Genomic DNA, 25386 nt, shown 5'->3' with positions numbered 1-25386 from the left:
AGAAACCCTAATGTAGGGGGCTGCCGTTAAGTGGACGTTAACGGCAGTTGCGCTCAGTCATTGACACGTGGCAACTCGATGCACGCCAGCAAACCGCCGCCAGGCAGGTTGCGTAAGGTCAACTCGCCGCCTTGTTCACGAATCGCCGTACGCGCCGACGGCAAGCCCAGGCCGACGCCACCGGTGTCGCGATTGCGCGAGTTCTCCAGGCGGAAGAACGGCACAAACACCTCCTCCAACGCCGCATCCGGGATCCCGGGGCCGTGATCACGCACTTCGATGAGCAGGCTGTGGGCGTTGCTACTCAGGCGAATGGCCGGTGCTTGGGCATACTTGACGGCATTGTCTATCAGGTTTGTTACCGCGCGTTTCAAACCCAGTGGCCGGCCTAGATACACCAGGTTCGCCGGTCCTTCGAAGTCCACGGCTATTTGCTGGTCGCGGTAATCATCTACCAGAGTTTGCAGTAGCTCGGCCAGGTCGAAAGGCGTGGCGGTTTCCAAGTGGGTTTCGTCACGAAAGAAGCCAAGCGCAGCATTTATCATGCTTTGCATTTCATCCACATCACGGAACAGCTTGCGCTGTTGCTCGGCATCTTCGATGAACTCGCCACGCAGGCGCATACGCGTCAGCGGCGCGCGCAGGTCATGGGAAATGGCTGCCAGCATTTGCGTTCGCTCAGCAATGAAGTGCTGAATCTGCGCCTGCATGGTGTTGAAGGCAGTGATTGCCTGGCGCAGCTCATGGGGGCCTTCCAGGCGGATCGGCGGGGCGCGCAGGTCGCTGCCAAAGCGCCGCGCTGCGCGGGCGAAACGCTGCAGTGGGCCGGCCAGCTGACGAGTGCCGATCCAAGCCACCAGCACGGCAGCGATCAGTGCCAGGATGCCAATGATGGTGAAACGCATAGCGGAACTCAGGCCCCAGCTGCGGTAGGGCGGAGTGAACGCCAGCCAGCTGCCGTCGGCCAGCTGGATGACCAGCTTGTAGTGCGCGTCCGGGCTGCCATCGGGCCAGTTGGAAGGCTGGAAACCTTCAAGCAGGCGCGGGCGCTTGGCCAGCAGTTGTTGCAATTCCGGTATCGCGTCAGGGTCTATCGGCTCGCCGGGGCCGGGCAGGGCGAGTGCTTGCCGTTGGGGGCTCCAATGCACCTGCAGCAGCGGATTGCTCGCGCTGTTTGCCAGTTGCTCACGTTGCTCAACGGGTGCGGCCTCCAGTATCCGGGTGGTCACGGCGATCTGTTCGAGCAACCCGGTATGACTCAAGGGCGGTCGCGCCCAGACACCGGCCAGTTGCACGAACAGGATGTTCAGCGCCACCGAGATCAGCATGGCGGCAATGATGGTCAGCGCGATGCGCCGGCTGATGCCGTCGTGATGCAGGCCCAGGCGGATCATGTGCGGCTGACCTTGGCGTCGAACAGATAGCCGCCGTTGCGCACGGTACGAATCAACGCCGGACGCTTGCTGTCCGGTTCGATCTTGCGGCGCAGGCGGCTGACCTGCACATCGATGCTGCGGTCATAGGCCTCATGGCCCTGGCCACGGGCCAGATCGATCAACTGCTCGCGGGTGAGGATGCGCTGCGGGTGCTCAAGAAACACCAGGAGCAAATCGAACTCACCGGCCGACAACGGCACCATCACCCCTTGCGGGGTGCGCAGTTCGCGGCGGGTTACATCCAGCTGCCAGTCGTCGAAGCGGATCAGCGGCCGGGTTTCTTCGCCGAGGCTTCGCAGCTGCTCGCCCGCACGGCGCTGCACGGCACGCAACCGGGCCAGGAGTTCACGCGCGTCGAAGGGCTTGCCGAGATAGTCATCGGCGCCCAGCTCCAGGCCGACAATGCGGTCGCTCAGCTCGTCCATGGCGGTGAGCATGATGATCGGGATACCGGTGCTGCTGCGCAGCTTCTGGCACAGGTTCAGACCGCTTTCGCCGGGCAGCATCAGGTCGAGAATGATGGTGTCCGGGCGTTGTTTTTCGATAGCCGCCCACATCGCCGTGCCGTTGGCGGCCAGGTCGACCTCGTAGCCATGCATGACAAAGAACTTCTTCAGCAGGGCACAAATTTCCACGTCGTCATCGACGATCAGCAGTCTGCTCACGTTGGGGTCCAGTGGGGCGTGAAAAGTGCGTATCTAAAACCATTCTGCTACGCCGGTCATATATTTCAATCATGCAATAAAGCTGCAGCCGCGACACAAAGCGGACATCAGCCAGCAAAGGCCCTGGGCGATCCTGTGTGCAGTCCAAACCAAGGGAATATTCCATGCCGGCACACCCTCCAATCGACGGCCTCGACTGCAGCCAATCCCTGACCCTCGACCTGCGTACCCAGGATCTGTGGCGCAACGCATTGCTCAGCTACCAGGACTCACGCCTGGGGCTTTGCAGTGAAGGTACGCAGATGATTCTGAGCCATTACTTTGAGCGTTACAGCCCCAGCACCAGTCAATGGATGGAATATAGCTACAAGGTACCACTGGCCGAGCTGGTGCACTGGATCATGGCTAACGGTCAATTGCATGTCGATCGTTCCGGCACTGTGCCCAGGGCCATCGGTCAGCAGGCCGGGAGCACTCGCCATGCGTAAACAGGTACTCGCGCCAGTACTGTGCCTGTCGCTGCTGATGGTCGGCTGCAGCCAGAACAAGGTATCACCCAAGGAGTATTCCGGCTTCCTGCGCAACTACGATCAATTGAGCGAGCACAAGACCGCATCGGGTGAGTCCGTGCTGCGTTGGCTCAGCCCGAAACTGCGCATGGAACGATACAGCCAGGTGTATATAGCGCCAAGCCGGTTCTACCCGCAGCCCAAGCCCAGCACGCGTATCCCCGAGCCGACCTTGAAGGCGGTGACCACCTACTACGATGCGGCACTCAAGCGTGAGCTTGGCAAGGTGCTGACGCTGGTCGAGCAACCAGGGCCAAACACCCTGATCATCCGCCCGGCAATCACCTCGGTCGACGCTCATACCCAGTCACTGCACTTCTATGAGTACCTGCCAGTGACCCTGGTGGTCGCCGGCGTCAGCAGTGCCGTCGGTATCCGCGACCTGGACAGTGTGATCGCCACCGAAGCGGCCTTCCTCGATGGCGGCAGTCGTGCTGTGGTTGCCGAAGTCGTGCGCAAGGGCACCGGCCTGCCGCTGGAGAACGACGATCAGGTGATGAGCGCCGAAAACCTCAAGATGGTGCTCGATGGTTGGGCGCAGGATTGGCGCAACGCCGCCGTAGCCCTCAGGCAGCAAAACGCCGCCGCGCTTACAGGGCAAAAATCCACGGTACCATGAATACGCTGACGACCATCACCAGCAAGGTGAAGGGCACACCGATTTTGACGAAGTCGGCAAAGCGATACTGTCCGGGGCCGAGCACCAGGGTATTGACCGGTGACGAAACCGGCGTCATGAATGCAGCCGAAGCCGCCAGGGCGACGATCATGGCGAAGGGGTAGGGCGAGACGCCCAACTGTTCAGCGGTACTGATCGCCACCGGGGCCATCAGTACCGCTGTAGCGGTGTTGGAAATGAACAAGCCGATGATCGCAGTGATGGCGAACAGGCAGGCGAGAATCAGATAAGGCCCGGCGTCCCCGAGCAACTGCACCAACACATTCACCGCAATCGCGATCCCGCCGGTTTTCTGCAAGGCCAGGGCAAACGGCAGCATGCCGACGATCAGCACCAGGCTCTGCCAGTGGATCGCGCGGTAGGCGCTGTTCATGTCGATGCAGCGCCCGGCGCCCATCAGCAGGCAGGCGATCAGCGCGGCGATGACATTGGGCATCACGCCGCTGATCATCAGGCCGGCCATCACCGCCAGGCTGATCAGGGCATAGGGCGCCTGGTTCAGGGCAGGGGCGACATTGTCGACTTCCGCTGGCAGGCTCAACACCAGAAAGTCCTTGGACTGGGCCTGCAACTGGCGCACCGACTTCCACGGGCCGATCACCAACAGGGTGTCGCCGAGCTTGAGCTTTTCTTCCACCAATTGTTCTTCAATCGCGCTCTGGCCGCGTCGCAGACCGACGACGTTAAGGTCCCAGCGGCTGCGGAAGTTCAGCTCCAGCACGCTTTTGCCGATCAGTTGCGAGCCGGGTACCACCGCCACTTCGGCCATGCCCACGGCATGGGACTGATCGATGAAATAGGCGGCCTTGAAGTGCAGCGGTTCGAGTTTCATGCTCTGGCACAGGCTGCGCAGATCGTCACGCGGGGCGAACAGATCGAGCAACAGCACATCGCCTTCATGCACCGTGGTGCTGGAGTCGGGGCTGATGACCCGGGTGGTGAACTTGTGCTGACGCTCGATGCCGACCACGTTGGCGCCATGCACGGTACGCAACTTCAGTTCGCTGAGGCTGTGACCGATCAAGGGCGAGTCCGGACGCACCCGCAGGCGGCGTTCGCGACCGGCCAGCTTGTAGTCGATGATCAGGTCGAGCAGGGTGCGGCGGGTCTGCGGGCTGCCGTCCTTGCGCACTTCACCGCTGAGCCAGTGACGGGTCAGCAGCATGTAGCCGACACCGAGCGCGAGGATTACCAGACCGAATGGGGTAAAGCTGAAAAAGCTGAAACCGGCTTCGCCGTGGCGCACCAGTTCACTGTGCACCACCACGTTGGGCGGTGTCGCCACCAGGCTGAGCATGCCGCTGATCAAGCCGGCAAAACTCAGCGGCATCATCAAGCGGCTGGGCGATACTTTCATGCGCGCGGCAATGCTCAGCACCACCGGAATGAAAATGGCCACCACCCCGGTGGAGCTCATCACCGAACCCAGTCCGGCCACGCAGACCATCAACAGCACCAGCAAGCGCACCTCGCTGTTGCCAGCGCGGTCGGCCATCCACTCGCCGATACGGTAGGCAATGCCGGTGCGCACCAGCCCTTCACCGACCACGAACAGCGCGGCAATCAGCACCACGTTGGGGTCACTGAATCCGGCCAGGGCTTCCTGGACGCTGAGAATACCGGTCAGCGGTAACGCCACGATCACCAGTAGGGCGACCACATCCATGCGCGGTCGGTTGGCGATGAACAGGACCACGCTGGTAAACAGCAGGCCAAGCACCCAGAGCAATTCGTGGTTCATGCAATCTTCCTGATCCTTGAAGGCGGGAAGTTTGGCAGAAAGTTCAGAGCGGATCATTGATTTGCACCCTGTGGGCGGGTTTGTCCCGCGATCGAGCGCAACGCGGTCGACGTCGTGGATACCAGGGTACTGAATCTTGCGCACATGACGCTATCAGGGGACATCAGGAGGCATCTTCGGCGAAATTCAATGCAAAGGAATTAACTTATATAGCCAAGGGTTATTGGCGTAGCACTGCGGCTTCTTTGACTATAACCCGCGAAGAGGCAGGGTTTACTCGCAAGGAAGCGTACTCATGGCAAAACATATTCTCATCGTCGGCGGCGGGGTCGGCGGCACTATGCTTGCCAACCAACTGGTCGGCAAACTCTATCCAGAGATTCTGCGCGATCAGGTGCGCATCACGCTGTTGTCCAGTTCTCCTGATCATTACTACAAACCGGCGTTCATGTACGTGGCCTTCAACCAGTTCTTCCAGGAAGAATTGAAGCGCCCCGAACGTTCGTTGTTGCGCCCGGAAATCGACTTTCAGGTGCAGGAAGTCACCCGCTTCGACTTCGCCGGGCAGACCCTGCACACCCGTTCCGGCAAGCGCTTCGGTTACGACTTTCTGGTGATCGCCACCGGTTGCGTACCGGCCCCCGAGCGCATCGAAGGGCTGCAGCAGGGCGGTGATCACTTCTACCAGTACGAGCCGGCGCGTCAGCTGGCCCGGCGTCTGGCCAGTATCGAGAAGGGGCGGATCTTCATCACCGTGTCCTTTCCGCAAACCCCAAACGTGCCCCATCAGTGTGGTATCGCGCCGGTGGAAACCACCCTGATGCTCGATGACTATCTGCGCCGCCGCGGTGTGCGTGACAAGGTCGAGATCGTCTACACCTATCCGACTACCGCACAGTTGCTGCGCAATTGCCTGTTTTTGCAGCGTCCCACCGGCGAGATCCTGCCGAGCATCTTTGCCCAGAAGAACATCCAGTTTCAGCGCGGCTTCACCCTCGGCAAGGTCGATCCTGACCAGCGCATTGCCTACTCCGAAGAAGGCGATGCGCAACCCTACGACATTCTCATGGCCACGCCGCCGATTCGCGCGGTGGACGTGGTGCTGGAAAGTGGCGCGTCCCAGGCGGCAAACCAGGAAGGTTGGTTGCCGACCAACCATGAAACCCTGCAGGTCTATGGCCTGGAGGGGGTGTATGTGATCGGTGACACCGTCGATCTACCTGTCAGCAAGGCCGGTGGCGCCTGCCACAACCAGGCACCGGTGATTGCCGACAACATTGCTGGCGAGATTCGTCTGGGTACAACCGTGGCGGTGTATGACGGCAAGGTCCAGGCTGCTGCACAGATGGGCCTGAACGCCGGCATGCCATTGACCTACGACTACTGCCACGATGTGCTGCCGACGCCGCCGACCAAGCTCGGTGGCCTGCTCAGGAATGGATTCAACCGTGGCCTGTACTGGGCCGTTGCTCGAGGCATGCTGTGACCCGACCCCGGGAGGAGCTGACTGACATGGAAGTGACCGATACGCTCGCCCTGCAGGGCGAAAACCCGGGCCTTGAGGCCTTCTTGAACAAACTGCAACCTTTGCTCGATGGCGGTCGCCTGGACAACCTGGTCGACCTGGCATCGCTGCTCTGCGATCTGGTTGACCTGCTCGATGCGGCCATGGTCGAGAAGCTGTCGGTGCAGTTCGAGCAAGCCACGGCCTTGTCCTGGAACCTTGGCAATGCCATTCGCCTGGCCAAGGCTCAGACCCGCAAGGAAACCACGCCCCCTGGCTTGTATGGTCTGCTGTTGCTACTACGAGAGCCGCAAACTCGTCGCGGGTTTGCCCTGGTGCTCAGGGTATTGAATGCCATTGGACACCAGGATTGATCGTACGCAAAGGAAGGCTGAGATGATCGCTAAACCCTGCACCAGCGTGCCCGGTGGTAATACTGTCTGGGACCCGAAAAGCTATCTGCAATTTGCCCGGCTGCGTGAACGGCCGGTGCTTGAACTGCTGGAGCGCCTGCCCTTGCAGGCGCCCGAGTGTATTTATGACCTGGGCTGTGGCACCGGCATCGCCACGCGGCTGTTGGCCGATCGCTGGCCGCGGGCCGAACTGTTCGGTGTCGACAGCTCCGTCGAGATGCTGCAAGAGGCTTTAGCCTTGCCGATCGAGGCCAACTGGTTGAACGCTGATGTCAGCCAGTGGCAGGCGGAAAAACCGGCCAACCTGCTGTTTGCCGCAGCGGTTCTGCACTTTATCGAAGACCATGAAAGCCTGCTGCCACGCTTGCTGGCGCAACTGCAAGCGGGTGGTTGTCTGGCGGTGCACATGCCCAACTGGCGGGATGCACCTTGGTATCAGTTGATGCTTCGCGCCTTGAGCGAGCCCGGGCCTAGCGGCCAGCCTCTGGGCACCCTGGCCCTGCGCAAGTTCATGGCCTCGCGCAATGTACTGTCGCTGGACAGCTATTACCGCTTGCTGGCACCGCTCACCCGCGAGCTGGATATCTGGGAAACCGAGCACCTGCAGGTGATCGAAGGCAACTCGCCGGTTTTCGATTGGGTCAAGGTCTCGGCGCTGCGGCCGGTTCTCAGCGCGCTGGACAATGTCGAGCGTGAAGCCTTTCTCGGCAAGTACCTGAAGCTGCTGCACAACCACTATCCGCAAGAGGAAGACGGGCACACCCTGTTTCCGTTCAAACGCACCTTTATCATCGCCACGGTGTGAGGCGCGGGTGTTGGCGGCCCGGCAATGATACAGTCGGCTTTTTTCCGATGAGGGTGTGTCATGCGGGTAGTAATGGCTATGGTCGCTGCAGCACTGTTGGCCGGTTGTGCCTCTTCGGCCATGGAAGCGGCACGGACTCAGGCACCGAACAAGAACTTCACCTCGAGCAAGCCTGCCGACCGCGTTGCCCAGTGCATCCAGTTCGGCTGGCAGGACGAAGCGGTGTTCGGCGTCGATGCCAGTGGCTACCTGGAGCCGGGCAAGCAGGGTGGCTTCACGGTCTACACCCGTGAAGCGGAGTCCTTCGCTGATATCCGGTCCCAAGGCGCCAGCACTGCTGTCAGCTACTACGCCAAGAAGGACGACAGTGTTGCCCTGCGTCGTATGGCGGCATTGGCCACTTGCCTGTAAGCGCTATCGGGGCATGTACCTGAGCTGCCAGCGCCGGGGGATTTTCAACGAAATCAAGCCAAGCGCGGCAGCGAGCAGGGCGCTGAACAGCAGCGCGGCCAGGTCGAAGGCCTGCTCCAGCAACACCCCGGCAATGGCGCCGACGAACATCCCGGTCCAGGGAATCAGTTGCACCCGCCAGCCGTGGCGGCGCTCGCCCAGCAACGCCCGACCCAGTCCGCGACCAAAGCGCGACAGCGCGCCGGTGACGTAGGTCAGGCCGATCGGCATACCGTTCACTTCCTCGACCACGGCGTTGATCATGCCCATGGCGGTGACGGCTGCGACCAATGCAGGCAATTGCCAAGTCAGCGGCAGCAGGCCAGCCAGGGCCAGCAGGGCAGCAATGATCGACAGCAGCGGCCAGGGTCGGCGGCCAGTGAGGCGGGCGATCACCACGCCGAGGGCGTTGCCCAGCACGAAGGCCAGCAACACCGCACCAATACGCAGTACCAAACCGACCTCGCCCGCACCCAGCGACACGGCCAGGCGCGTGGTGTTGCCGCTCATGAACGAGACAAAATCGCCGGTGGCCATAAAACCGATGGCATCGGTCATGCCGGCCAGCACGGACAATGCGGCGACAAAATACAACCCGACCTTGCCGCGTAGCCTGGCCACCTGTAACGACCGGCCTGAAGAATATGAGGAACCTGGCAGCATCCCTTACGCTCCCAATCGACGTGGAGTGACTCAGGCGCGTTGCGCCAGCCTGGCTTCAAGACCGGCAATATGTGCCTGCAGCCGTTCGTGTTCGTGGCGCTCGGCGCTGATGTCTTCGAACACGCTGATCAGGTGTTCCGGCTCACCGTCGTCGCGGCGTTGCAGCGAGGTGCGGGCGCGGACCCAGATGTACTCGCCGCTTTTGTGGCGTACTCGCTTCTCCACCTCATAGCGCTCGGTTTCGCCGGCCAGCATGCGCTGCAGCAGTTGCAGGTTGGCCGCCAGGTCGTCGGGGTGGGTGATTTGCTGGAAGGTCATGGCGTAGAGTTCTTCGGCGCGGTAGCCGAGCAGTTCGCACAGGCTGTTATTGACACGCTTCCAGCTGCCGTCGGGGTCGATGTAGGCGAGGGCGCCCCAGGCCAGTTCGAAGATCGCGCGAAAACGTTCTTCGCTGTTGCGCAGTGCTTGTTCGGCGACCTGGCGCTCGGTGTTGTCCATGCTGATGCCGACCATTTTCACCGAGCGTCCGGCGCTGTCGCGTACCACCGTGGCGCGGGAGGAGATCCAGCGCACTTCGCCATCGGGACGGGTGATACGGAAATCGCATTCGCAACCGCTGCCGTCGGCTACCGCCTGGGCATACATGGCCTGCATCTGCGCGATGTCTTCAGCCGGCAGGTGGGCCCAGAAGTCTTCGTTGCGATGCACCGGCCAGCCATAAACCTGCTCGACGTTGGGCGAGTAAGTGACCTCGTCGCTGATCAGGTTCCACTCCCAGGTGACGATACGCGCGCCCTCCTGGGCCAGCTTCATGCGCGTTTCGCTTTCCATGATCTCGGCGGTGTAGCGCCGGCGCAGGTCGGTCATCGGCAGCTCGACCACCTGTGGCTGCTGGATGTTCTGCAGGGCTTCTTCGCCGTAGCGCAACCAGATCCAGTTGACCTTGAGGAAGTCCGCCAGCTTGCGCAGGTTGTCGTAGTCGATTTCGCCGCCGCGGGTCCATTTGTGTACCGCGGTGCGCGAGATCCCCAGGGCCGTGCCCACTGTTTGCAGGGTCAGCTTGTGATGCTCGAGCAGTTCCTTGAGGCGGAAGGCGAAACTGTTTTCCAACATGGGCAGGGTGTCCTGATCGGGAGCCAGAGCCTGCCAGTATACCTAAGCTGTCAACTTTGGGTTGACGGTGAGGCTTGGGGCCGCTTCGCGGCCCATCGCCGGCAATGCCGGCTCCTACAGGGATTGAGTTGCTGTGAGGGAGCCGGCGCTAAGCCTTATAGATCCAGCACCAACCGCGCCGAGCGCGCCCGCGACACACACAGCATCATGCTCTGCTGCGACGCCTTTTCGTCATCGCTCAGGTACTGGTCAAAGTGTTCGGCTTCGCCTTCAAGGATCACCGTTTCGCATGTGCCACACACACCTTCACGGCACAGGCACTCGACCTTGGCAGCCTTGGATTTTTCGATGGCCTGAAGAATGGTCATGCCTTCTTCTACCTGCAATTCGATGCCCGACTGGGCCAGCACCACAGTAAAGGCAGCACCGGTCACCGGTGCGGCGGCGAACTGCTCCCAATGTACGCGCTGCCCGGCGATACCGGCCTTGGCGGCAGTGGCGATCACGGCATCAATCAACGGCTTGGGCCCGCACACATACAGGTGGGCATCGTCAGCCAGGCCCGCGCACAACGCGGCCAGGTCAAGCTTGCGCTCGAGGCTGTCGATATAGAAATGGGTGTTGCCGGCATGTGGCCCGCTAGCCAACTGATCCTGGAACGCACCGTGCTCCGGGGCGCGGAAGGCATAGTGCAGTTCGTAGTCGGTAGCACCGCCTTCGAGTTCATGCAGTTGCGCCAGGAACGGGGTGATGCCGATACCGCCAGCGATCAGCACATGGCGGCCGGCGCTGGGGTCGAGGGCGAACAGGTTGTTGGGCGAGGAGATGGTCAGCCGGGTGCCGACTTCAACCTGCTGGTGCATGAACGCCGAGCCACCTTTGGACTGCTCTTCCAGGCGCACGCCGATCTGGTAGCTGCGGGTGTCACGCGGGTCGCTCATCAGCGAGTAGGCGTTGCTGAACTGGCTGCCGTCGGCGCCCTGCATCTGCACGATGACATGGCTGCCACCGGTGAAGGCGGGCATTGGCGCGCCGCCTTCGCGGGCCAGGGTGAAGCGCTTGATCAGCGGCGTGGCCTGTTCTACTTCGGTTACCTGCACGCTGAACATTTCGTATTTGTTGGCCATGATTCACCTCGACTGCAGGGGCGCGCGGCAGGCCCTGCCGCGTCCCGGAACCTGGCTCCCGCTCAGACGGCGAGGCACAGGTATTTGATTTCCAGATAATCTTCGATGCCGTACTTGGAGCCTTCACGGCCCAGGCCCGATTGTTTGATGCCACCGAACGGCGCGACCTCGTTGGAGATCAACCCGGTGTTGACCCCGACCATGCCGTATTCCAGCTGCTCGGCGACCTTGAACACGCGGGCGATATCGCGGCTGTAGAAGTAGGCCGCCAGGCCGTACTGGGTGGCGTTGGCCAGGGCGATGACTTCTTCGTCGCTGCTGAAACGCACCAGCGCCGCTACCGGGCCGAAGATTTCTTCTTCCAGCAACTCCATGCCCGGGCCGACATTGGCCAGCACGGTAGGCTCGAAGAAGTTGCCGCCCAGGGCATGGGCCTGGCCGCCCAGTACCAGTTCGGCGCCTTTGCCGACGGCGTCGTCGATCAGGCTGCGGACCTTGGCCACGGCCTTGTCGCTGATCAGCGGACCGATCTGCGTGCCCTCGGTGCTGCCATGTCCAACACCCAGCTGGCGTACGCGCTCGACGAAGCGTTCGCTGAACTGCGTGTAGACGCTGTCATGGATGTAGAAGCGGTTGACGCACACGCAGGTCTGTCCGGCGTTGCGGTACTTGGCGATCAGCGCACCTTCAACTGCCGCGTCGATGTCGGCGTCGGCGAAGACGATGAACGGTGCGTTGCCGCCCAGTTCCAGGCTGACTTTCTTGATGGTTTCAGCGCACTGACCCATCAGCAGGCGGCCCACCGGGGTGGAACCGGTGAAGCTCAGCTTGCGCACCGACGGGTGGCCGGTGAACTGCGCGCCAATGGCCGGGGCATCACCGGTGACCACGCTGAACACGCCAGCGGGAACACCCGCGCGCTCGGCAAGCTCGACCAGCGCCAGGGCGCAGAACGGCGTTTCGTTGGCCGGTTTGACCACCATGGTGCAGCCGGCCGCCAGGGCCGGGGCGACCTTGCGGGTGATCATCGCCGCCGGGAAATTCCACGGGGTAATTGCGGTGCACACGCCGATGCCCTGCTTGATCACCAGCAGGCGCTTGTCGTTGGCGGGGCTGGGGATCACGTCGCCGTAGACGCGTTTGCCTTCTTCGGCGAACCACTCGACGAAGGAGGCGGCATAGCGGATCTCACCCAGGGCTTCATGCAGCGGCTTGCCTTGTTCGAAGGTCATCAGGCGGGCCAGGTCCTGCTCGTGTTCGAGCAGCAGTTCGAACCAGCGGCGCAGGATCTGCGCACGCTCTTTGGCGGTACGCGCGCGCCAGTCGCTCAGGGCCGCTTCGGCGGCTTCGATGGCGCGTACCGCTTCGGCGCCGCCCATCAGCGGCACGCTGCCCAGCAGCTCGCCATTGGCCGGGTCGGTCACCTGCAGGCTGCGCCCGTCATCGGCGTCGCACCAGCGCCCAGCGATGTAGGCTTGCTGGCGGAACAGCTTGTTGTCATTGAGTTTCACGCAAGGCACTCCGGAAGCCGCCGCAGGCTGTGCAGCCTGCGGCGGTGGTTATCAGTCGTTGAGGTGGGCAACGGCGATCAGGTTGTGGAAGTGGGCGATGCCGTGCTCGCTCATGCCGCTGCGCTCACGGTCGGCCATGATCCGGCCCTGGCCACGGTAGCCGCGGGACTTGAGGCCCTTCTGCACGCTTTCCACCAGACGCAGGTCTTCCGGGCGGAAAACTTCGCGGTACCAGTCGATCAGCTTCTGCTGCTCTTCAGTGATGTCCTTGTTGAGGAAGTAGATGTCGTAGTGCTGCAGAGTGGTTTCGGCGTCGACCGGGAACTCGTAGATCACGGTCATGAAGTTCGCGCCTGGCGGCACGTTGAACATGGTGCACGGCCAGGCCCAGAAACCGGCGAAGGATGGATCTTTGACACTCTCGTCGAACTTGAACGATTGCTCGGAAGGCTTGGCCAGGCCGTACTGCAGGGTCCAGTTGCCGTGCAGGTTGTGGCTGTACTGGCCGACGTCCACCGAGTCGGCGAAGCCTGGGTGGGCAGGGGCGCAGTGGTAGCACTCGAGGTAGTTGTCGACGATCGACTTCCAGTTGGCCGGGGTATCGCTGACAAAGCGTGCCGCCAGGTGCAGGTCGTCGATCACGGCACAGGCTTCACGCATACGCTTTTGCAGGCCAGGCAACTGGTCTTCGACCGAGCCGGCCTCCATGTCCATATTGATGAAGATGAAGCCTGCGTACTCTTCGACACGCAGCTGCACCAGGGTCGAGTTCTCTTTGTCGAAGTTCACCACGTTGTCGCAGTTGCGCGCGTGGGCCAGCTCGCCGTCGAGCTTGAAGGTCCAGGCGTGGTACGGGCAGGTGATGACGTTCTTGGCCTTGCCGCTGCCGCTGAGCAATTGGTGGCCGCGGTGCGGGCAGACGTTGTAGAAGGCGCGCAGGACGCTGTCGCGACCGCGCACGACGATGATGCTTTCGCCGATCACTTCGCGGGTGATGTAGGCGTTGTTTTCTGCCACTTCACTGCGGTGGCCGACGCAGATCCAGCTGCGTGCGAAGATGTTTTCCTTCTCGTGCTCGAACACCGCAGCCTGGGTGTAGAAGCTGGCAGGGATGGTGAAAGCCTCTTCGGCGTTGGCGCAGAAATCGGCGGGCAGGCGTTTGAAGTCATTCATGATCGGGTCTCACAAGCTCGGTTTTTTAGTTATCAGTTAACGCGTATCTATTAGTTAACAGGTCGGGCAAAAAAAGGTCCTGGCGCCTGCCCTTGCAGGACGCTCAGGACTAACGAGGGTTTCGTTCTATTGAGCCGTAACCGGGGTCGAGGCTTCGTTCACGGACTTGGGTTCTTCCCCAGCCATGCGTGCCGCTTCTTCTTCGATAAGGTGGGCCGGTACCTGAGCGTAGTCTTCGAACATCCATTTGAAGAAGCCGTAGATCTTCACCAGCAGGATCACCATGAACGGGATTGCAGTTAGCACCACAGCAGTTTTCATGGTCGACAGCGACGCTTTGGCGAACAGCATGGCCAGCGGTACCAGGGTCAGCACCACACACCAGAACAGGCGATGGGTCGGCGTCGGGTCGTCGCCTTCACGCAGGTTGCGGGTGCTGGTAGCGGCAACCGCATAGGCTGCAGCGTCCATGTGCGAGGCACAGAAGATCGCCATGATGAACAGGTAGACGCCAAGGAACACCTGGCCCCACGGCAGGGCGAGCAACAGGTGGGTCACCGCCGATTCGCCGCCTTGTTCGCTGAGCATTTTCGGCACGTCCACGGCACCGGTGATGAACTGGTGCATGCTGTAACTTTCCAGGGCGCCAAAGAAGAACCAGCACCCGAAGCTGCCACCGAGCAGCAGGGCCATGACCACTTCCTTGATCTGCCGGCCACGCGAAACGCGGGTGACGAACATCGCTACGCCCGGTGCGTAGGACACCCACCAGAGCCAGTAGAACACCGTCCAGTTACGGGTGAAGGCACCGTCGCCAGCCGGGTCGGTGAACAGGCTCATGTGCACATAGTTCTGGATCATCAGGCCAATGGAGTTGGCGGTGTTGTTGATGGTGAACTGGGTCGGGCCGACCAGCAGCACCACGCCGGCAAACACCAGGGCGCCGATGCAAACCATCTTGCTCAGGCGCTGCAAGCCGCCATCGATACCGATATAGGAGCTGAGCGAGAACATCACCGCCACGGCGCCGATCACCATCAACTGCACGGTGAAGGTGTCCGGGGTACCGGTGAGGTCATGCAGGCCGCGGGTCAGGGTCGAGGCGGTGAGGGCCAGCGAAACGGTCAGAGCGCCCATCATGGTCAGCAGGAAGATCAGGTCGACGCTACGGCCAACCGGCCCGGTGGCCTTGAAGCCGGTCACTGCTTCGACGATCGAAGCCAGGTTCAGGCCGCTCTTCTTGCGCACATGGAAGTGATAGGCCATGGCCAGCGAGGCCAGGGCATAGATCGACCAGGCGCTGACGCCCCAGTGGAAGAACGAGTAGCTGATGCTGTACTCAAGGGCTTTGGGGGTGGCTGCGGCGATGTTCAGGCCTGGGGTCTGGTAGTAGTAGGCCCACTCCATGACGCCCCAGTAGAGGGTCGAAGACCCCATGCCGGCGCAGATGAACATGAACACCCAGGTCGCCGTGGCGTACTCGGGTTTACCACTGCCCAAACGGATATTGCCGTATTTGCTGAAGGCCAGGTACAGCACGGCCAGGGAGCTGGCGAACACCAGTACCTGGACACTTGTGCCGAAGGTGCGGGTGGACAGTTCGAACAACTGGTTGGCAGCGCTTTCAGCTTCGGCGGGGAAGGCTGCAAGGCCTATCACGGTGAGCAGCACGGCAATCAAACTCACGGATATCAGGAACACATCAATCTTTTTATTTTTGTGCGACATCATCGTCTCCTGGACGTTGGCGTACTTATCTATACCCGGTAGGCATTCCGGGGTGTTGCGGTAGCGCTCCTTCCTTGGTTGTTAACTAAAGGTTAACGTAAATCTTTTGGTTAACAGATTCTGCATGCAATCTGCGCCACTCGCAAGAGGAAAAGGGCCGTCTTGTCTGACAATTCAGACAATCGGCCCCGTCCTATCAACCTTCGATCAGTGCAGTGATCGCCTTGCCAACCTGCTGGGTGGACTTCTGCCCACCCATGTCGCGGGTGGTTTCACCGGCGGCGATGACCTGCTCGATGGCCTTGAGAATGTCGTCGTGGGCGGCGCGGTAGCGCGGGTCGGCGCCGTCGTTGCCGAGGAACTCAAGCATCAGCGCGCCGGACCAGATCATCGCGATCGGGTTGGCGATGTTCTTGCCGAAGATGTCCGGGGCCGAGCCGTGCACCGGTTCGAACAGCGACGGGAACTTGCGCTCAGGGTTGAGGTTGGCCGATGGCGCAATGCCAATGGTGCCGGCGCAGGCCGGGCCGAGGTCGGAGAGGATGTCGCCGAACAGGTTCGAAGCCACTACCACGTCGAAGCGATCCGGCTGCAGCACGAAGCGGGCGCAGAGGATATCAATGTGCTGCTTGTCCCAACTGATTTCCGGATAATTGGCAGCCATGGCGGCGGTGCGCTCGTCCCAGTAGGGCATGCTCACGGCCATGCCGTTGGACTTGGTCGCCGAGGTAACGTGTTTGCGCTCGCGGGTCTGGGCCACGTCGAAGGCGTACTTGAGGATGCGGTCGACACCGCGGCGGGTGAACACCGATTCCTGCAGGACGAACTCGTTTTCGGTGCCTTCGAACATGCGCCCGCCCAGGGACGAATATTCGCCTTCGGTGTTCTCGCGGATCACCACGAAGTCGATGTCGCCCGGCTCGCGGCCGGCCAGCGGGCAGGGCACGCCAGGGAACAGGCGGACAGGGCGAATGTTGACGTACTGGTCGAAGTCGCGGCGGAACTTGAGCAGCGAGCCCCACAGCGAGATGTGGTCCGGGACCTTGTCTGGCCAGCCGACCGCACCGAAGTACAGGGCGTCGAAGCCCTTCAATTGCTCGAACCAGTCATCCGGCATCATCTTGCCGTGGGCCAGGTAATAATCGCAGCTGGCCCACTCGAAGAATTCGAAGCTGATGTCCAGGCCATGCTTGCGCGCAGCGGCCTCGACCACGCGGATACCTTCGGGGAGAACTTCGATGCCGATGCCGTCACCAGGGATAGCGGCGATTCTGAAAGTCTTGCTCATGGGGGCGCACTCGTTGTCTAGGGAACAGGTGCGGACCATGCTATAAGGGCTTCATTCAGAGATAATCTCGCCATTCATAGATTCTTAGAACACGAAACGTGAATAATCTTCCAAGCCTCGACGACCTCAATATTTTCCTTCAGGTGGCCAAACGCGCCAGCTTTGCCGCCGTGGCCGACGAACTGGGCATGTCGGCAGCCTTTATCAGCAAACGCATCCGCGTGCTCGAACAAACCCTGGAAGTGCGCCTGCTGCATCGCACCACCCGACGGGTGACAGTGAGCGAGGAGGGCGAGCGGGTTTACCAGTGGGCGCAGCAGATCTTCGACGCGGTGCAACGCATGGGCGACGACATCAGCGCCCAGCACCGTGAGCCGACAGGACAGCTGCGCATTGCCAGCAGCCTGGGCCTGGGGCGGCGCTTCGTAGCGCCGGCCTTGTCGGAGTTGGCCGAGCGCTATCCGCGCCTGGACATTCGTCTGGATGTTCACGATCGCCTGGTCGACCTGATCGAAGAGGGTGTTGACCTGGATATCCGCGTTGGCAACACGATTGCGCCTAACCTGATTGCCAAGCCCCTGGCCAGGAATCGCCGGGTGCTGTGCGCCTCGCCGGCCTACCTGGCCTGGCGCGGCATGCCTAAAGTGTTGGCCGAGCTGGGCAGCCACGATTGCCTGGTGATCAAAGAGCGCGACCATCCTTTCGGCATCTGGCAGCTGGAAGGGCCCAATGGCGAGGAGAGCGTGCGGGTCACCGGCAGTCTGTCGAGCAACCATGGCGAGGTGGCGCACCAGTGGTGCCTGGATGGCCGCGGGATCTTGCTGCGTTCGTGGTGGGATGTACATGACAGCCTGGCGGACGGGCATCTGGTCCAGGTGCTGGGGGACTATCATCAACCGGCGGATATCTGGGCGGTGTACACCTCGCCATTGGCCAGCTCGGCCAAGGTGCGGGTGGCGGTGGAGTTTTTTCGCCAGTACTTTGTCGAGCGCTATAGCCTGCCAGAATTGGGCTGAACGGATTTTTGGCCGGTGGGATCGGCTTGTTCGTGTTCGACTTCTCAACTCACTGAGCGCTGTGTCATGAATCAGGCCCAACATCCCATCCAAACTGGCTACGCCCCCATCAACGGCTTGCAACTCTATTTTGAGGTCCACGGCGCCGAGCGCCAGGTCATTGCCTTCGAACAACAAGGTTACGGCCACACCGCAGATATCGTCGACCGCCCGTTCACATTCGAGCAATCCGCCGACGATACCGCCGCATTGCTGGCTTACCTGCACATCGACCAGGCGGACCTGTTCGGTTTCAGCAATGGCGGCACCATTGCCTTGCAGGTGGCGATCCGGCACCCGCAACGCGTGCGCAAACTTGTGTTGGCGTCAGCATTGGTCAACCGTGCCGGCGCCTACCCGTGGTTGTGGCAAGCGATGGCCAACGCCACTTTGGAAAACATGCCTCAGGAGCTGCAGGACGAGTATCTCAAGGTCGCGCCGCATCCTGAAAACCTGCGCCTGATGCATGACAAGGCAGCCCAACGCGTGCGCGACTTCAAAGACATCCCCAGCGATGCGATTGGCACCATCGCGGCGCGGACGCTGGTGGTGGTTGGCGACGCCGACGTTATCCAGCCCGAACATGCAGTGGAAATGTTCCGACTGTTGCCGCATGCACAGCTGGTTGTGCTGCCCGGTACCGATCATATGCAGGTGACATCACGTACCGAGTGGCTGGTGCCCATGATCAGCGATTTTCTGGATCAAGCGGTACAGGGTCCAGAATCCTGAGCCACGGCCAGCGCGCCTGGTAGCTTTTCGCCTTCTGTTCGAACAGATCAGCTTGCGCGTTTTTCGGATTGATCCGCAGCAACCCATGCTCAATGTCGCTCAGGCCGTAAGGTGCATAGACTTCACCGGTTTTGGCATCCAGCGCGATACAGGTACCGGCAATCAGGTAACGATCAACACCGTCTTTGGCGGACAGAAGCTGCGGATAAGGCCTGCCAAATCGCTCGCCGTACCAGAGGTGAACGCGGGCCTGATTCTTCACCTCGACATTCACCTCAAGGTCCTGAAACAGCCGTTGAGCGTCCTGAATGACCTCGTTCTCGGCCTCCCAGGACAGGTCATTGTCGAAATAGAAAACGTCGTAATCCTTGATGCCCCATGCGCTCGGCTGGTTCGCCTGATGATTCCACACGGCCTGGAACAGGCAGCCGGCAGTGAGCATGCATTGGTTCAAAGCCAACGAAGGCAGGCGGGAAATGATTTCGGCGTTGATCGGGTTGGCCATGGCGATGTTGACCAACCTCTCGACAGTCAATGTCATGTGCGGCTCCCTGGCGCATTGTGCAGGGTCGCGTGAGTCTTCAGTTCTTCATCGATGAATGCGTCGATCATGGCCCGATAAACCCGCTCAACTACCTCAGGCGAAGCACCCGTTTCGTTGGCGACGCCGCGCACCTTGGTGATTACCTGTTCGACCCGTGCCGGAGCGCGGACATCGGCCGTGGTTTTCTTGAACGACGCGGCCTGGGTGACCAATTTGCCGCGTCGGGCGAGCAGGGCGGCCAGGTCGTGGTCGATACGGTCGATACGCTGGCGGACCTCTTCGATCGATGTGCACTGTACGTCCATGTGAGACTTCTCCTGACAGGTAAGGAAACGAACTGGACATGCTACCTGGCTGACGCAATGCAGGTTATCCCTTCAACGCTGCTTCAATTGCCGCAACATCGATCTTGCGCATTTCCATCATCGCTTCGAACGCGCGCTTGGCCGCCGCTCGATCCGGATTGCTTATCGCCGCCGTCAGCACGCGAGGCGTGATCTGCCACGAAAGCCCCCATTTGTCCTTGCACCAGCCGCAGGCACTTTCCTGTCCGCCATTGCCGACAATAGCATTCCACAAACGATCCGTTTCGACTTGGTCATCCGTAGCAACCTGGAACGAAAACGCCTCGCTGTGCTGAAACATCGGACCGCCGTTGAGCCCCAGGCAGGGAATGCCCATCACCGTGAATTCCACCGTCAGCACATCGCCTTTCTTGCCCGAAGGGTAATCGCCAGGTGCGTGATGGACGGCCACCACCGCGCTGTCCGGGAAGGTCTTGGCGTAGAACGTCGCAGCGTCCTGCGCTGTGCCGTCAAACCACAGGCAAATCGTATTTTTGCTGGTCATCGTGGGTCTCCGAAACCGGGACTGGGACAAACAGTGTAGACGCACAGTCAGCCGGACTTCCTTGGTCGATCAGCAACCCTATGTTTTTTGCGCCGCGCTGGCGGCCTGTTCAGACACCTGCAGCGCGCCTTTCGCCCGCACCGGCTTCAGCCGCGAAACCCCGAACAACACCAAGGCCAGCCCGATCATCTGATACAGCGACACTTCCTCGCTCAATATCGCCCACGACGCCAGCACGGTCAGTACCGGCCCCAGATTGCCGACCGCTGCGGTATGGGTTGCGCCCATGCGTTGAATGGCCAGCGCCACCCAATAGATTGGCAATACCGTGGAAACCACCGCCATCAAGGCCGCATACACCCACACCGAAGTGGGCAGTTGCCAGAGCAGGGGGGTATCGGCCGCCACAAGATAGTGCGTCAGCACCATCAACGACGAAGCACCGCCCGCAAGCCCGGCCAGACGCATGGAACTCATGCGCTTGAGCATCATGCCGGTGCCCGAGTAATACAGTGCATAGGTCACTGCACTGGCGAACACCAATGCCGCCCCCAGCATCACTTGCCCGCCCATCCCGGTGGCGCTGACGTCATGCACGAAGGCGATGCCCAGGCCCAAGTAGCACAAGCCCATCGCCGCCAGGGTGCGCAGGGTAGGGCGCTCGCGCAGGGCAATGGCCTGGAACACCAGGACCAGGGTCGGGTAAGTGAACAGAATCAGCCGCTCAAGCCCGGCGCTGATGTACTGCAGCCCGTAGAAGTCGAACAGGCTCGCCAGGTAATAGCCGAACAACCCCAGCAGCAGCACCCGCACGCCGTCACCCAGGCTCAGCGGCGCATTGGCCGGGCCGCGGCTGGCCCACACCAGCCAGGCAAACAGCGGCAACGACAAACCCATGCGCATCGCCAGCAGGGTGATTGCATCCACCTGACTGGCCGCATAAGACAGCTTGACGAAAATCGCTTTGAGGCTGAAACCGAGTGCCGACAGCACCGCAAACAGACTGCCGTTTTCGACGCAACGCTGGCAGAACCCACGTAATTTATTCATCAGCAGCCCGACAAAGGAGAAGGTACAGGCGTTATTCTAAAGTGAAGGCAATCCACACAGAATCGCATTTTCCAGAACGAAGCCTTCGCCAAAAGAGAAAATCCAGTGCACTTTGATCTCTCCGATTTGCGCCTGCTGAGCGCCATTGCCGCTTCCGGCAGCCTGAGCAAGGCGGCCGCCAGCATCCCTGTTGCTGTCTCGGCTGCCAGCACCCGCCTGCGTCTGTTCGAGGAGCGCTGCGGCGTCACCGTATTCACCCGCACGGCCGGCGGCATGCAACTCACCCCGACCGGTCGCCTGGTGCTGGAAGTGGCTGGCAGCGTACTCGGCGAGGCGCAAAAGCTTCAGGACACGCTAAAGGAACTGGCCGGCGAACGCCGCATCACACTGCGCCTGGCCGCCACCACCGTGACCACCAGCAGCCTGTTGCCCGCAGTGCTTGGCTCGTTCCTGGCCGACTACCCGGAAGTCGATCTGCAACTGACCGAGTACCGCAGCGCGGACGTCATGCGTGCCGTGCTCACTGGCGAATGCGAGATCGGTGTGTATGACGGCAGCGTCATCAGCGATGGTGTGCTGTCGTTGCCGTTTCGCAGCGAGCGGCTGGTGATGCTGGTGCCGACCGGGCACCCTTTGGCAGAACGTGAACAGACACGCCTGCGCGATGCCTTGGGTTATCCCTTCATCGGCATGCCGGCCGAGCGGGCCATGCAACGCTTTGTCGAAGAACGGGCGATGAAACTGGCGATGCCCTTGCAGATCCGCGTACGTGCGCCCAGCTTCGAAGCCATCGCCCAACTGGTCGCTCAACGCGCTGGGATCGCCATGCTGCCGGAGACCACCGCGCTGCGCATGGAGCAAGAACTACCGGTGCGTGTGGTTCTGCTTGAAGAGGGCTGGGCGACGCTTGAACTGCGGCTGTGCATCAAGGGTTGGGAGTCCCTCAGTACCCATGCTCGTGAACTGGTCAGCTTCCTGTCGCAGTAGCCTGTGCGATGGGCCGCATCGGCGGCCCTGAATCAACCTGTGGTTGCTACTTCACCGAGGCTTGATCCGCCTGCAGCGTGCGGCGCAGCACTGCCGCCGTTGCCGAGCGTGCTTCGACTTCATCCAGTAGCGCTTCCACCAGCGCCAGGCTCATCTCCAGCGATTGCTCAGTGGCCCAGAGCAAGCCGCGCACTTCGGCATCGACCCTGTCACAGGCGTGGGCGTTGGTCTGGTAAGCGCTTTTGAGCAGGATGGAGGTGTGGATCAGGGCGTCTTCGGACGAGACACCGGCACGGACGGCGAAGAGCGGATCGTGGCTGCCGTTGCAGGAGCCGAAGGTAGTGCTGGTTTGGGTGGTGGGTGGGGGATCGGGGACTATTTTTGTCATTGTGGAGCTCCTTGATTGGTGGAGCCGCCACGTATCGCTACCAAACGAATGGTGACGGCTGTACGCAGGTTGGTAGACCGGGAATCAAGGAAACCGGCGCGCACGAATGCGCCCTACGCACAGCCGCCATAACACGAAACAGCGGACACAAAAAAAGCGCCAACTGTTCGGATAGGACGCTTGTGCGCCTTGATTATCACCTGGGCTACCAAACCCGGTCGCTGGATTTACAGCGACGCGGAGGAGGGTAACGGGGTTGGGGGTGGGATTCAAGCGTTGGAGTTGGGCAGCCACCTGGGGCCCGTCGCATTTAACGCGTTGGAAACACTTTTCGGAAACGTCTGACATACCCGGCTATACCACCCAACCTATAATCTGCGCCCTCCGCATACTTTGGAGAGGGAATTCAGTGGCTACAGGACATTTCATTCGCTTGGGCGATAGAACCACCTGCGGTGGCACAGTGCTGGAAGCAGACCAACGCGTCATCATGTTTGGCCGCAACCATGTGCGCGAGGGCGATCGGGTTACGTGTGGCAAGAGTCAGGGTGTTTACCGAATCATCGGCGGCATTTCTTACATTGAAAGTCACGGCCGGCTTGTAGCAGGTAGTCTGGACAGCATCAGCAGTTGCCCCTGCCGAGCCAGGCTGATTCCCTCCCTGGATAGCGCGACCTACCAGTCCGAGCGGGGTACTGCCAGGACTGCCCATACCCCCTCAGCGAGTGTGACGGCGATGCCGCTCGCAGCAAGCCCGACGGGCGCCGCCCCTGCGCCAGTCACCAACAGTCTGTTGGAAGAAGAGGAGGAAGAAGAGGCGCTGGAGGACGTTGGCATTGTCCTGCGCCTGGGACTGTTCTTCGACGGTACCGGCAACAACCAGGCCAACAGCGCGGCCACCGCTGATTGCTATGCCGCCAATGTCGGCCTGACGGAGGAAACCGCTGAGGACATTCGCCAACACTGCGCCGCTTTTGGCTTTGACGGCGATGGCAGCTCACCGGACAACAGCTATGGCAATGACGTTAGCAATATTGCACGCCTCTATAGTCTTTATCCGGATCAGGCTGAGGAACAGCTGCCGCCTGGGACCGAAGAGGCCTATTTACCGGTGTATATCGAAGGTATCGGTACTAGCAGCGGTCTAGTGGATTCCCTCTACAGCCAGGGCACCGGTCAGGGGGGCACTGGCGTGGTAGCGCGGGTCGAACAGATGCCTGCGCTGGTTCTGAAGCAAATACGATTGCTACAAGACAGTAACCCCGGCCTCAAAATTCGTCGGATCGAGGTGGATCTGTTCGGCTTCAGCCGGGGGGCGGCAGCGGCACGGCACTGTGCCAATGATCTGCTCAAAGGGTCAGGCAGCCTGCTGGCCCGCTCGCTGCCTGCAGGCTCGCCGTTACTGGCGAGGGATTTTGCCTGGCGCCATCGCAACGATGTCGTCCTCAATTTCATTGGCCTGTTCGATACGGTAGCGGGCATCGTCTCGCTGCGTGACCGCGACTTCAGCCCGCACAATGCCGACAACCCGGGGCTCAACCTGCGGCTCGCGCCGGGCATGGCGCGCAAAGTGATTCATCTGGTGGCCGACGATGAGTACCGCCACAACTTCTCCCTGACCCAGGCCGAGCAGGACATCGTCCTTCCCGGCTGCCATTCGGACATCGGCGGTGGCTACTTGCCGTTGTCCCGCGAGAAGCTGCTCTTGAGTAAGCCCGACAGCAGCTTAGAAGTTAACGGCCTCCCCAATGAACACTCTGCGGCCTACTCGCGCACCCAGCAACGCTTCAGTCACGAGTCACGCCACTGGCTGGCCTATGTACCGCCCGAGGGGCTCGATATCGTCACCTGGTCGGTGCAGACCCAACACCGTAAGCGAGACACCCAGGCCGAAAAGCGCGTGTATGCCGCGATTGTCAGCCAGCGTCAGGTGCGCAACGAGTTGTCGCTGGTGTACCTGCGTATCATGCGTGAATGGGGGGGTACGCGCCGGGGTGGCGTTTGACGAAATTAACGATCGCCTACCTGAATTATCTCTGCCCAGCGAACTGCAACCAATTGCCACCAAATTGCAGGCCTTTGCCCTGGGTGAGCCCTACACCTCCCTGACCACCGAAGAAACCTCCCTGTTACGCCGTCGCTACATCCACCTCTCGGCCAACTGGAATGCCGCCAAAGGCTGGAACAACAGCGCGCTGGATGTCGTGTTCATCAACCGCCCGGCCGCGGGGATGCGGCGCATGGAGCACCCCAATGAGTAAGCCCAGGACACTGCTCTTGGTGGCGATGATGGTCTGGTTGGCCGGTTGTGCCAACGGTCCCCACCGGCTGCCTTACGACTCGTGGCGACTAGGCTTGTTTGCGCCCAACTACATGGAGGTGTGGATCGAAACCGCTGATGCGGTGGACGTACAGGACCGTGCCTTTCGCCGCGCCATGAGCGGTATAGCCGCGATCAACACCCCGAAAAACCTTAAAGGCAATCCACGGGGTTGGCCGCAGCGGCCAGGGGCAGGAAAAGGCAAACAGGTACTGGGCGCTGACCTGCCACGCCTGATCTATGTGCGCTGGCAATCCCTGGCCGAGCCGCAGACCTACGAGGCCTATATCGTTATCCCGGAGGCCACTCGGCAGGCGATGGTCAAGGGCGAGAAGGCATTCTGCCAAGCAGACGCGATGTGGATCACTGGTTATCGCGATGTGCTGACCGTCGGCTTGGCACCAGGTGGGATTGCCAGGGTCTGGCTCATGGGACCGTGCTTGTCAGCTATCGATGTCGCACGAGTGCAGGGCACCGTCGTGAAGAAAGGTCCGGATGGAGGCCGGAGCAACGGCCAATATGCGTTGCCATTGGAACCAGAGTCCCAAGCCTACCTCGAGAAATACGGGATTCCCTATGGCTCTTGGTGAACCCCC

27 protein-coding genes and 1 pseudogene are annotated in these 25386 nt (G+C 61.2%); 13 read left to right on the top strand and 15 right to left on the bottom strand.

What is annotated here, in order from left to right; genetic code table 11:
- Positions 1-53: 53 nt before the first annotated feature.
- Complete coding sequence (locus tag ACRESH_RS15630; RefSeq protein WP_431742856.1) at positions 54-1394, bottom strand: sensor histidine kinase; 1341 nt, start codon at positions 1392-1394, stop codon at positions 54-56.
- Entirely contained in the window at positions 1391-2101 is a 711-nt protein-coding gene (locus ACRESH_RS15625) for a response regulator (RefSeq protein ID WP_431742855.1), read from the bottom strand. Before ACRESH_RS15625 ends, ACRESH_RS15630 begins: the two co-directional genes overlap by 4 nt.
- Before the next feature lie 164 nt (positions 2102-2265).
- On the opposite strand from ACRESH_RS15625, the gene ACRESH_RS15620 reads away from it, so the two are divergent.
- Positions 2266-2589 carry a hypothetical protein gene (locus ACRESH_RS15620; RefSeq protein WP_431742854.1) on the top strand — a complete coding sequence of 108 codons (324 nt, stop codon included), beginning with the start codon at positions 2266-2268 and terminating at the stop codon, positions 2587-2589.
- Positions 2582-3289, top strand: coding sequence for a DUF3313 domain-containing protein (locus ACRESH_RS15615; protein ID WP_431742853.1), 708 nt, complete (start codon positions 2582-2584; stop codon positions 3287-3289). The genes ACRESH_RS15620 and ACRESH_RS15615 overlap by 8 nt, the downstream gene beginning before the upstream one ends.
- Here the strand turns inward: ACRESH_RS15615 and ACRESH_RS15610 are convergent.
- Positions 3261-5090 (bottom strand): SLC13 family permease, encoded by a 1830-nt coding sequence (locus ACRESH_RS15610; RefSeq protein ID WP_431742852.1) that lies wholly within the window; start codon positions 5088-5090, stop codon positions 3261-3263. The two genes, ACRESH_RS15615 and ACRESH_RS15610, sit on opposite strands and share 29 nt — an antisense overlap.
- 295 nt (positions 5091-5385) lie before the next feature.
- Here ACRESH_RS15610 and ACRESH_RS15605 point away from each other — a divergent pair, with 295 nt between their 5' ends.
- Genes ACRESH_RS15605 through ACRESH_RS15590 form a run of 4 tightly spaced genes read left to right on the top strand, consistent with a single transcriptional unit; the run spans position 5386 to position 8223 of the window.
- Positions 5386-6576 (top strand): NAD(P)/FAD-dependent oxidoreductase, encoded by a 1191-nt coding sequence (locus tag ACRESH_RS15605; protein WP_431742851.1) that lies wholly within the window; start codon positions 5386-5388, stop codon positions 6574-6576.
- Positions 6577-6602: 26 nt separating this feature from the next.
- Positions 6603-6968: a hypothetical protein gene (locus ACRESH_RS15600; protein WP_431742850.1), complete on the top strand. Its 366-nt coding sequence runs from the start codon at positions 6603-6605 to the stop codon at positions 6966-6968.
- Positions 6969-6990: 22 nt separating this feature from the next.
- Entirely contained in the window at positions 6991-7812 is an 822-nt protein-coding gene (locus tag ACRESH_RS15595; protein ID WP_431742849.1) for a methyltransferase domain-containing protein, read from the top strand.
- Positions 7813-7872: 60 nt separating this feature from the next.
- Positions 7873-8223, top strand: coding sequence for a hypothetical protein (locus tag ACRESH_RS15590; protein WP_431742848.1), 351 nt, complete (start codon positions 7873-7875; stop codon positions 8221-8223).
- Positions 8224-8226: 3 nt separating this feature from the next.
- Here ACRESH_RS15590 and ACRESH_RS15585 read toward each other — a convergent pair whose 3' ends face one another.
- From ACRESH_RS15585 to ACRESH_RS15555, 7 genes are all read right to left on the bottom strand, one after another.
- Complete coding sequence (locus ACRESH_RS15585; protein ID WP_431742847.1) at positions 8227-8925, bottom strand: YoaK family protein; 699 nt, start codon at positions 8923-8925, stop codon at positions 8227-8229.
- A gap of 30 nt (positions 8926-8955) precedes the next feature.
- Entirely contained in the window at positions 8956-10038 is a 1083-nt protein-coding gene (locus ACRESH_RS15580; protein WP_431742846.1) for a PAS domain-containing protein, read from the bottom strand.
- 155 nt (positions 10039-10193) lie between these two features.
- Positions 10194-11165 (bottom strand): PDR/VanB family oxidoreductase, encoded by a 972-nt coding sequence (locus ACRESH_RS15575; RefSeq protein WP_431742845.1) that lies wholly within the window; start codon positions 11163-11165, stop codon positions 10194-10196.
- A 62-nt stretch (positions 11166-11227) separates the two neighbouring features.
- Entirely contained in the window at positions 11228-12676 is a 1449-nt protein-coding gene (locus tag ACRESH_RS15570) for an NAD-dependent succinate-semialdehyde dehydrogenase (RefSeq protein ID WP_431742844.1), read from the bottom strand.
- Between the two features lie 51 nt (positions 12677-12727).
- On the bottom strand, positions 12728-13849 hold the full coding sequence (locus tag ACRESH_RS15565) for an aromatic ring-hydroxylating oxygenase subunit alpha (protein WP_431742843.1): 1122 nt from the start codon (positions 13847-13849) through the stop codon (positions 12728-12730).
- A gap of 126 nt (positions 13850-13975) precedes the next feature.
- Positions 13976-15577, bottom strand: a complete 1602-nt coding sequence (locus tag ACRESH_RS15560) for a BCCT family transporter (protein ID WP_431742842.1) — start codon at positions 15575-15577, stop codon at positions 13976-13978.
- A gap of 196 nt (positions 15578-15773) precedes the next feature.
- The gene (locus tag ACRESH_RS15555) at positions 15774-16865 is read right to left on the bottom strand and encodes a tartrate dehydrogenase (protein WP_431742841.1); all 1092 of its coding nucleotides are present in this window, start codon (positions 16863-16865) and stop codon (positions 15774-15776) included.
- A gap of 98 nt (positions 16866-16963) precedes the next feature.
- On the opposite strand from ACRESH_RS15555, the gene ACRESH_RS15550 reads away from it, so the two are divergent.
- Positions 16964-17881 (top strand): LysR substrate-binding domain-containing protein, encoded by a 918-nt coding sequence (locus ACRESH_RS15550; RefSeq protein ID WP_431742840.1) that lies wholly within the window; start codon positions 16964-16966, stop codon positions 17879-17881.
- A gap of 66 nt (positions 17882-17947) precedes the next feature.
- A complete protein-coding gene (locus ACRESH_RS15545) occupies positions 17948-18652 on the top strand; it encodes an alpha/beta fold hydrolase (protein ID WP_431742839.1) in 705 nt (234 codons plus the stop codon).
- On the opposite strand, the gene ACRESH_RS15540 is transcribed toward ACRESH_RS15545, so the two are convergent.
- The 4 genes from ACRESH_RS15540 to ACRESH_RS15525 all read right to left on the bottom strand — a co-directional run bounded on the left by ACRESH_RS15540 (position 18609) and on the right by ACRESH_RS15525 (position 21095).
- Complete coding sequence (locus ACRESH_RS15540; RefSeq protein ID WP_431742838.1) at positions 18609-19193, bottom strand: nucleotidyltransferase family protein; 585 nt, start codon at positions 19191-19193, stop codon at positions 18609-18611. The two genes, ACRESH_RS15545 and ACRESH_RS15540, sit on opposite strands and share 44 nt — an antisense overlap.
- Positions 19190-19501 (bottom strand): chorismate mutase, encoded by a 312-nt coding sequence (locus ACRESH_RS15535; protein ID WP_431742837.1) that lies wholly within the window; start codon positions 19499-19501, stop codon positions 19190-19192. The genes ACRESH_RS15540 and ACRESH_RS15535 overlap by 4 nt, the downstream gene beginning before the upstream one ends.
- 64 nt (positions 19502-19565) lie before the next feature.
- Positions 19566-20045, bottom strand: a complete 480-nt coding sequence (locus tag ACRESH_RS15530; protein ID WP_431742836.1) for a VOC family protein — start codon at positions 20043-20045, stop codon at positions 19566-19568.
- 78 nt (positions 20046-20123) lie between these two features.
- Positions 20124-21095 (bottom strand): DMT family transporter, encoded by a 972-nt coding sequence (locus ACRESH_RS15525; RefSeq protein WP_431742835.1) that lies wholly within the window; start codon positions 21093-21095, stop codon positions 20124-20126.
- 105 nt (positions 21096-21200) lie between these two features.
- Here ACRESH_RS15525 and ACRESH_RS15520 point away from each other — a divergent pair, with 105 nt between their 5' ends.
- On the top strand, positions 21201-22082 hold the full coding sequence (locus ACRESH_RS15520; RefSeq protein WP_431742834.1) for a LysR substrate-binding domain-containing protein: 882 nt from the start codon (positions 21201-21203) through the stop codon (positions 22080-22082).
- Between the two features lie 46 nt (positions 22083-22128).
- Here the strand turns inward: ACRESH_RS15520 and ACRESH_RS15515 are convergent, their stop codons facing one another.
- Positions 22129-22470, bottom strand: a complete 342-nt coding sequence (locus ACRESH_RS15515; RefSeq protein ID WP_431742833.1) for a DUF6124 family protein — start codon at positions 22468-22470, stop codon at positions 22129-22131.
- Between the two features lie 490 nt (positions 22471-22960).
- Between ACRESH_RS15515 and ACRESH_RS15510 the strand changes: the two are divergent.
- The 4 genes and pseudogenes from ACRESH_RS15510 to ACRESH_RS15495 form a co-directional block, all read left to right on the top strand.
- Positions 22961-23032: pseudogene (locus ACRESH_RS15510) on the top strand (PAAR domain-containing protein); the annotation flags it as partial.
- A 174-nt stretch (positions 23033-23206) separates the two neighbouring features.
- Positions 23207-24475: a T6SS phospholipase effector Tle1-like catalytic domain-containing protein gene (locus tag ACRESH_RS15505; RefSeq protein WP_431742872.1), complete on the top strand. Its 1269-nt coding sequence runs from the start codon at positions 23207-23209 to the stop codon at positions 24473-24475.
- Positions 24465-24731 carry a hypothetical protein gene (locus ACRESH_RS15500; RefSeq protein ID WP_431742832.1) on the top strand — a complete coding sequence of 89 codons (267 nt, stop codon included), beginning with the start codon at positions 24465-24467 and terminating at the stop codon, positions 24729-24731. Before ACRESH_RS15505 ends, ACRESH_RS15500 begins: the two co-directional genes overlap by 11 nt.
- Positions 24724-25380, top strand: coding sequence for a DUF2931 family protein (locus ACRESH_RS15495; RefSeq protein ID WP_431742831.1), 657 nt, complete (start codon positions 24724-24726; stop codon positions 25378-25380). The genes ACRESH_RS15500 and ACRESH_RS15495 overlap by 8 nt, the downstream gene beginning before the upstream one ends.
- Positions 25381-25386 lie beyond the last annotated feature (6 nt).

The sequence above is a fragment of the Pseudomonas sp. genome, from assembly GCF_050739775.1.
Taxonomy (GTDB): domain Bacteria; phylum Pseudomonadota; class Gammaproteobacteria; order Pseudomonadales; family Pseudomonadaceae; genus Aquipseudomonas.
Note: the sequence above shows the minus strand (reverse complement) of the source record. Positions and strands in the feature narration are given on the sequence as shown.

Excerpts from the sequence above, each read along its gene's own strand:
- ACRESH_RS15630 (WP_431742856.1), bottom strand. The coding sequence starts at position 1,394 with ATGATCCGCCTGGGCCTGCATCACGACGGCATCAGCCGGCGCATCGCG.
- ACRESH_RS15620 (WP_431742854.1), top strand. The coding sequence starts at position 2,266 with ATGCCGGCACACCCTCCAATCGACGGCCTCGACTGCAGCCAATCCCTG.
- ACRESH_RS15615 (WP_431742853.1), top strand. The coding sequence starts at position 2,582 with ATGCGTAAACAGGTACTCGCGCCAGTACTGTGCCTGTCGCTGCTGATG.
- ACRESH_RS15610 (WP_431742852.1), bottom strand. The coding sequence starts at position 5,090 with ATGAACCACGAATTGCTCTGGGTGCTTGGCCTGCTGTTTACCAGCGTG.
- ACRESH_RS15605 (WP_431742851.1), top strand. The coding sequence starts at position 5,386 with ATGGCAAAACATATTCTCATCGTCGGCGGCGGGGTCGGCGGCACTATG.
- ACRESH_RS15600 (WP_431742850.1), top strand. The coding sequence starts at position 6,603 with ATGGAAGTGACCGATACGCTCGCCCTGCAGGGCGAAAACCCGGGCCTT.
- ACRESH_RS15595 (WP_431742849.1), top strand. The coding sequence starts at position 6,991 with ATGATCGCTAAACCCTGCACCAGCGTGCCCGGTGGTAATACTGTCTGG.
- ACRESH_RS15590 (WP_431742848.1), top strand. The coding sequence starts at position 7,873 with ATGCGGGTAGTAATGGCTATGGTCGCTGCAGCACTGTTGGCCGGTTGT.
- ACRESH_RS15585 (WP_431742847.1), bottom strand. The coding sequence starts at position 8,925 with ATGCTGCCAGGTTCCTCATATTCTTCAGGCCGGTCGTTACAGGTGGCC.
- ACRESH_RS15580 (WP_431742846.1), bottom strand. The coding sequence starts at position 10,038 with ATGTTGGAAAACAGTTTCGCCTTCCGCCTCAAGGAACTGCTCGAGCAT.
- ACRESH_RS15575 (WP_431742845.1), bottom strand. The coding sequence starts at position 11,165 with ATGGCCAACAAATACGAAATGTTCAGCGTGCAGGTAACCGAAGTAGAA.
- ACRESH_RS15565 (WP_431742843.1), bottom strand. The coding sequence starts at position 13,849 with ATGAATGACTTCAAACGCCTGCCCGCCGATTTCTGCGCCAACGCCGAA.
- ACRESH_RS15560 (WP_431742842.1), bottom strand. The coding sequence starts at position 15,577 with ATGTCGCACAAAAATAAAAAGATTGATGTGTTCCTGATATCCGTGAGT.
- ACRESH_RS15555 (WP_431742841.1), bottom strand. The coding sequence starts at position 16,865 with ATGAGCAAGACTTTCAGAATCGCCGCTATCCCTGGTGACGGCATCGGC.
- ACRESH_RS15545 (WP_431742839.1), top strand. The coding sequence starts at position 17,948 with ATGAATCAGGCCCAACATCCCATCCAAACTGGCTACGCCCCCATCAAC.
- ACRESH_RS15540 (WP_431742838.1), bottom strand. The coding sequence starts at position 19,193 with ATGACATTGACTGTCGAGAGGTTGGTCAACATCGCCATGGCCAACCCG.
- ACRESH_RS15535 (WP_431742837.1), bottom strand. The coding sequence starts at position 19,501 with ATGGACGTACAGTGCACATCGATCGAAGAGGTCCGCCAGCGTATCGAC.
- ACRESH_RS15530 (WP_431742836.1), bottom strand. The coding sequence starts at position 20,045 with ATGACCAGCAAAAATACGATTTGCCTGTGGTTTGACGGCACAGCGCAG.
- ACRESH_RS15525 (WP_431742835.1), bottom strand. The coding sequence starts at position 21,095 with ATGAATAAATTACGTGGGTTCTGCCAGCGTTGCGTCGAAAACGGCAGT.
- ACRESH_RS15515 (WP_431742833.1), bottom strand. The coding sequence starts at position 22,470 with ATGACAAAAATAGTCCCCGATCCCCCACCCACCACCCAAACCAGCACT.
- ACRESH_RS15505 (WP_431742872.1), top strand. The coding sequence starts at position 23,207 with ATGCCGCTCGCAGCAAGCCCGACGGGCGCCGCCCCTGCGCCAGTCACC.
- ACRESH_RS15495 (WP_431742831.1), top strand. The coding sequence starts at position 24,724 with ATGAGTAAGCCCAGGACACTGCTCTTGGTGGCGATGATGGTCTGGTTG.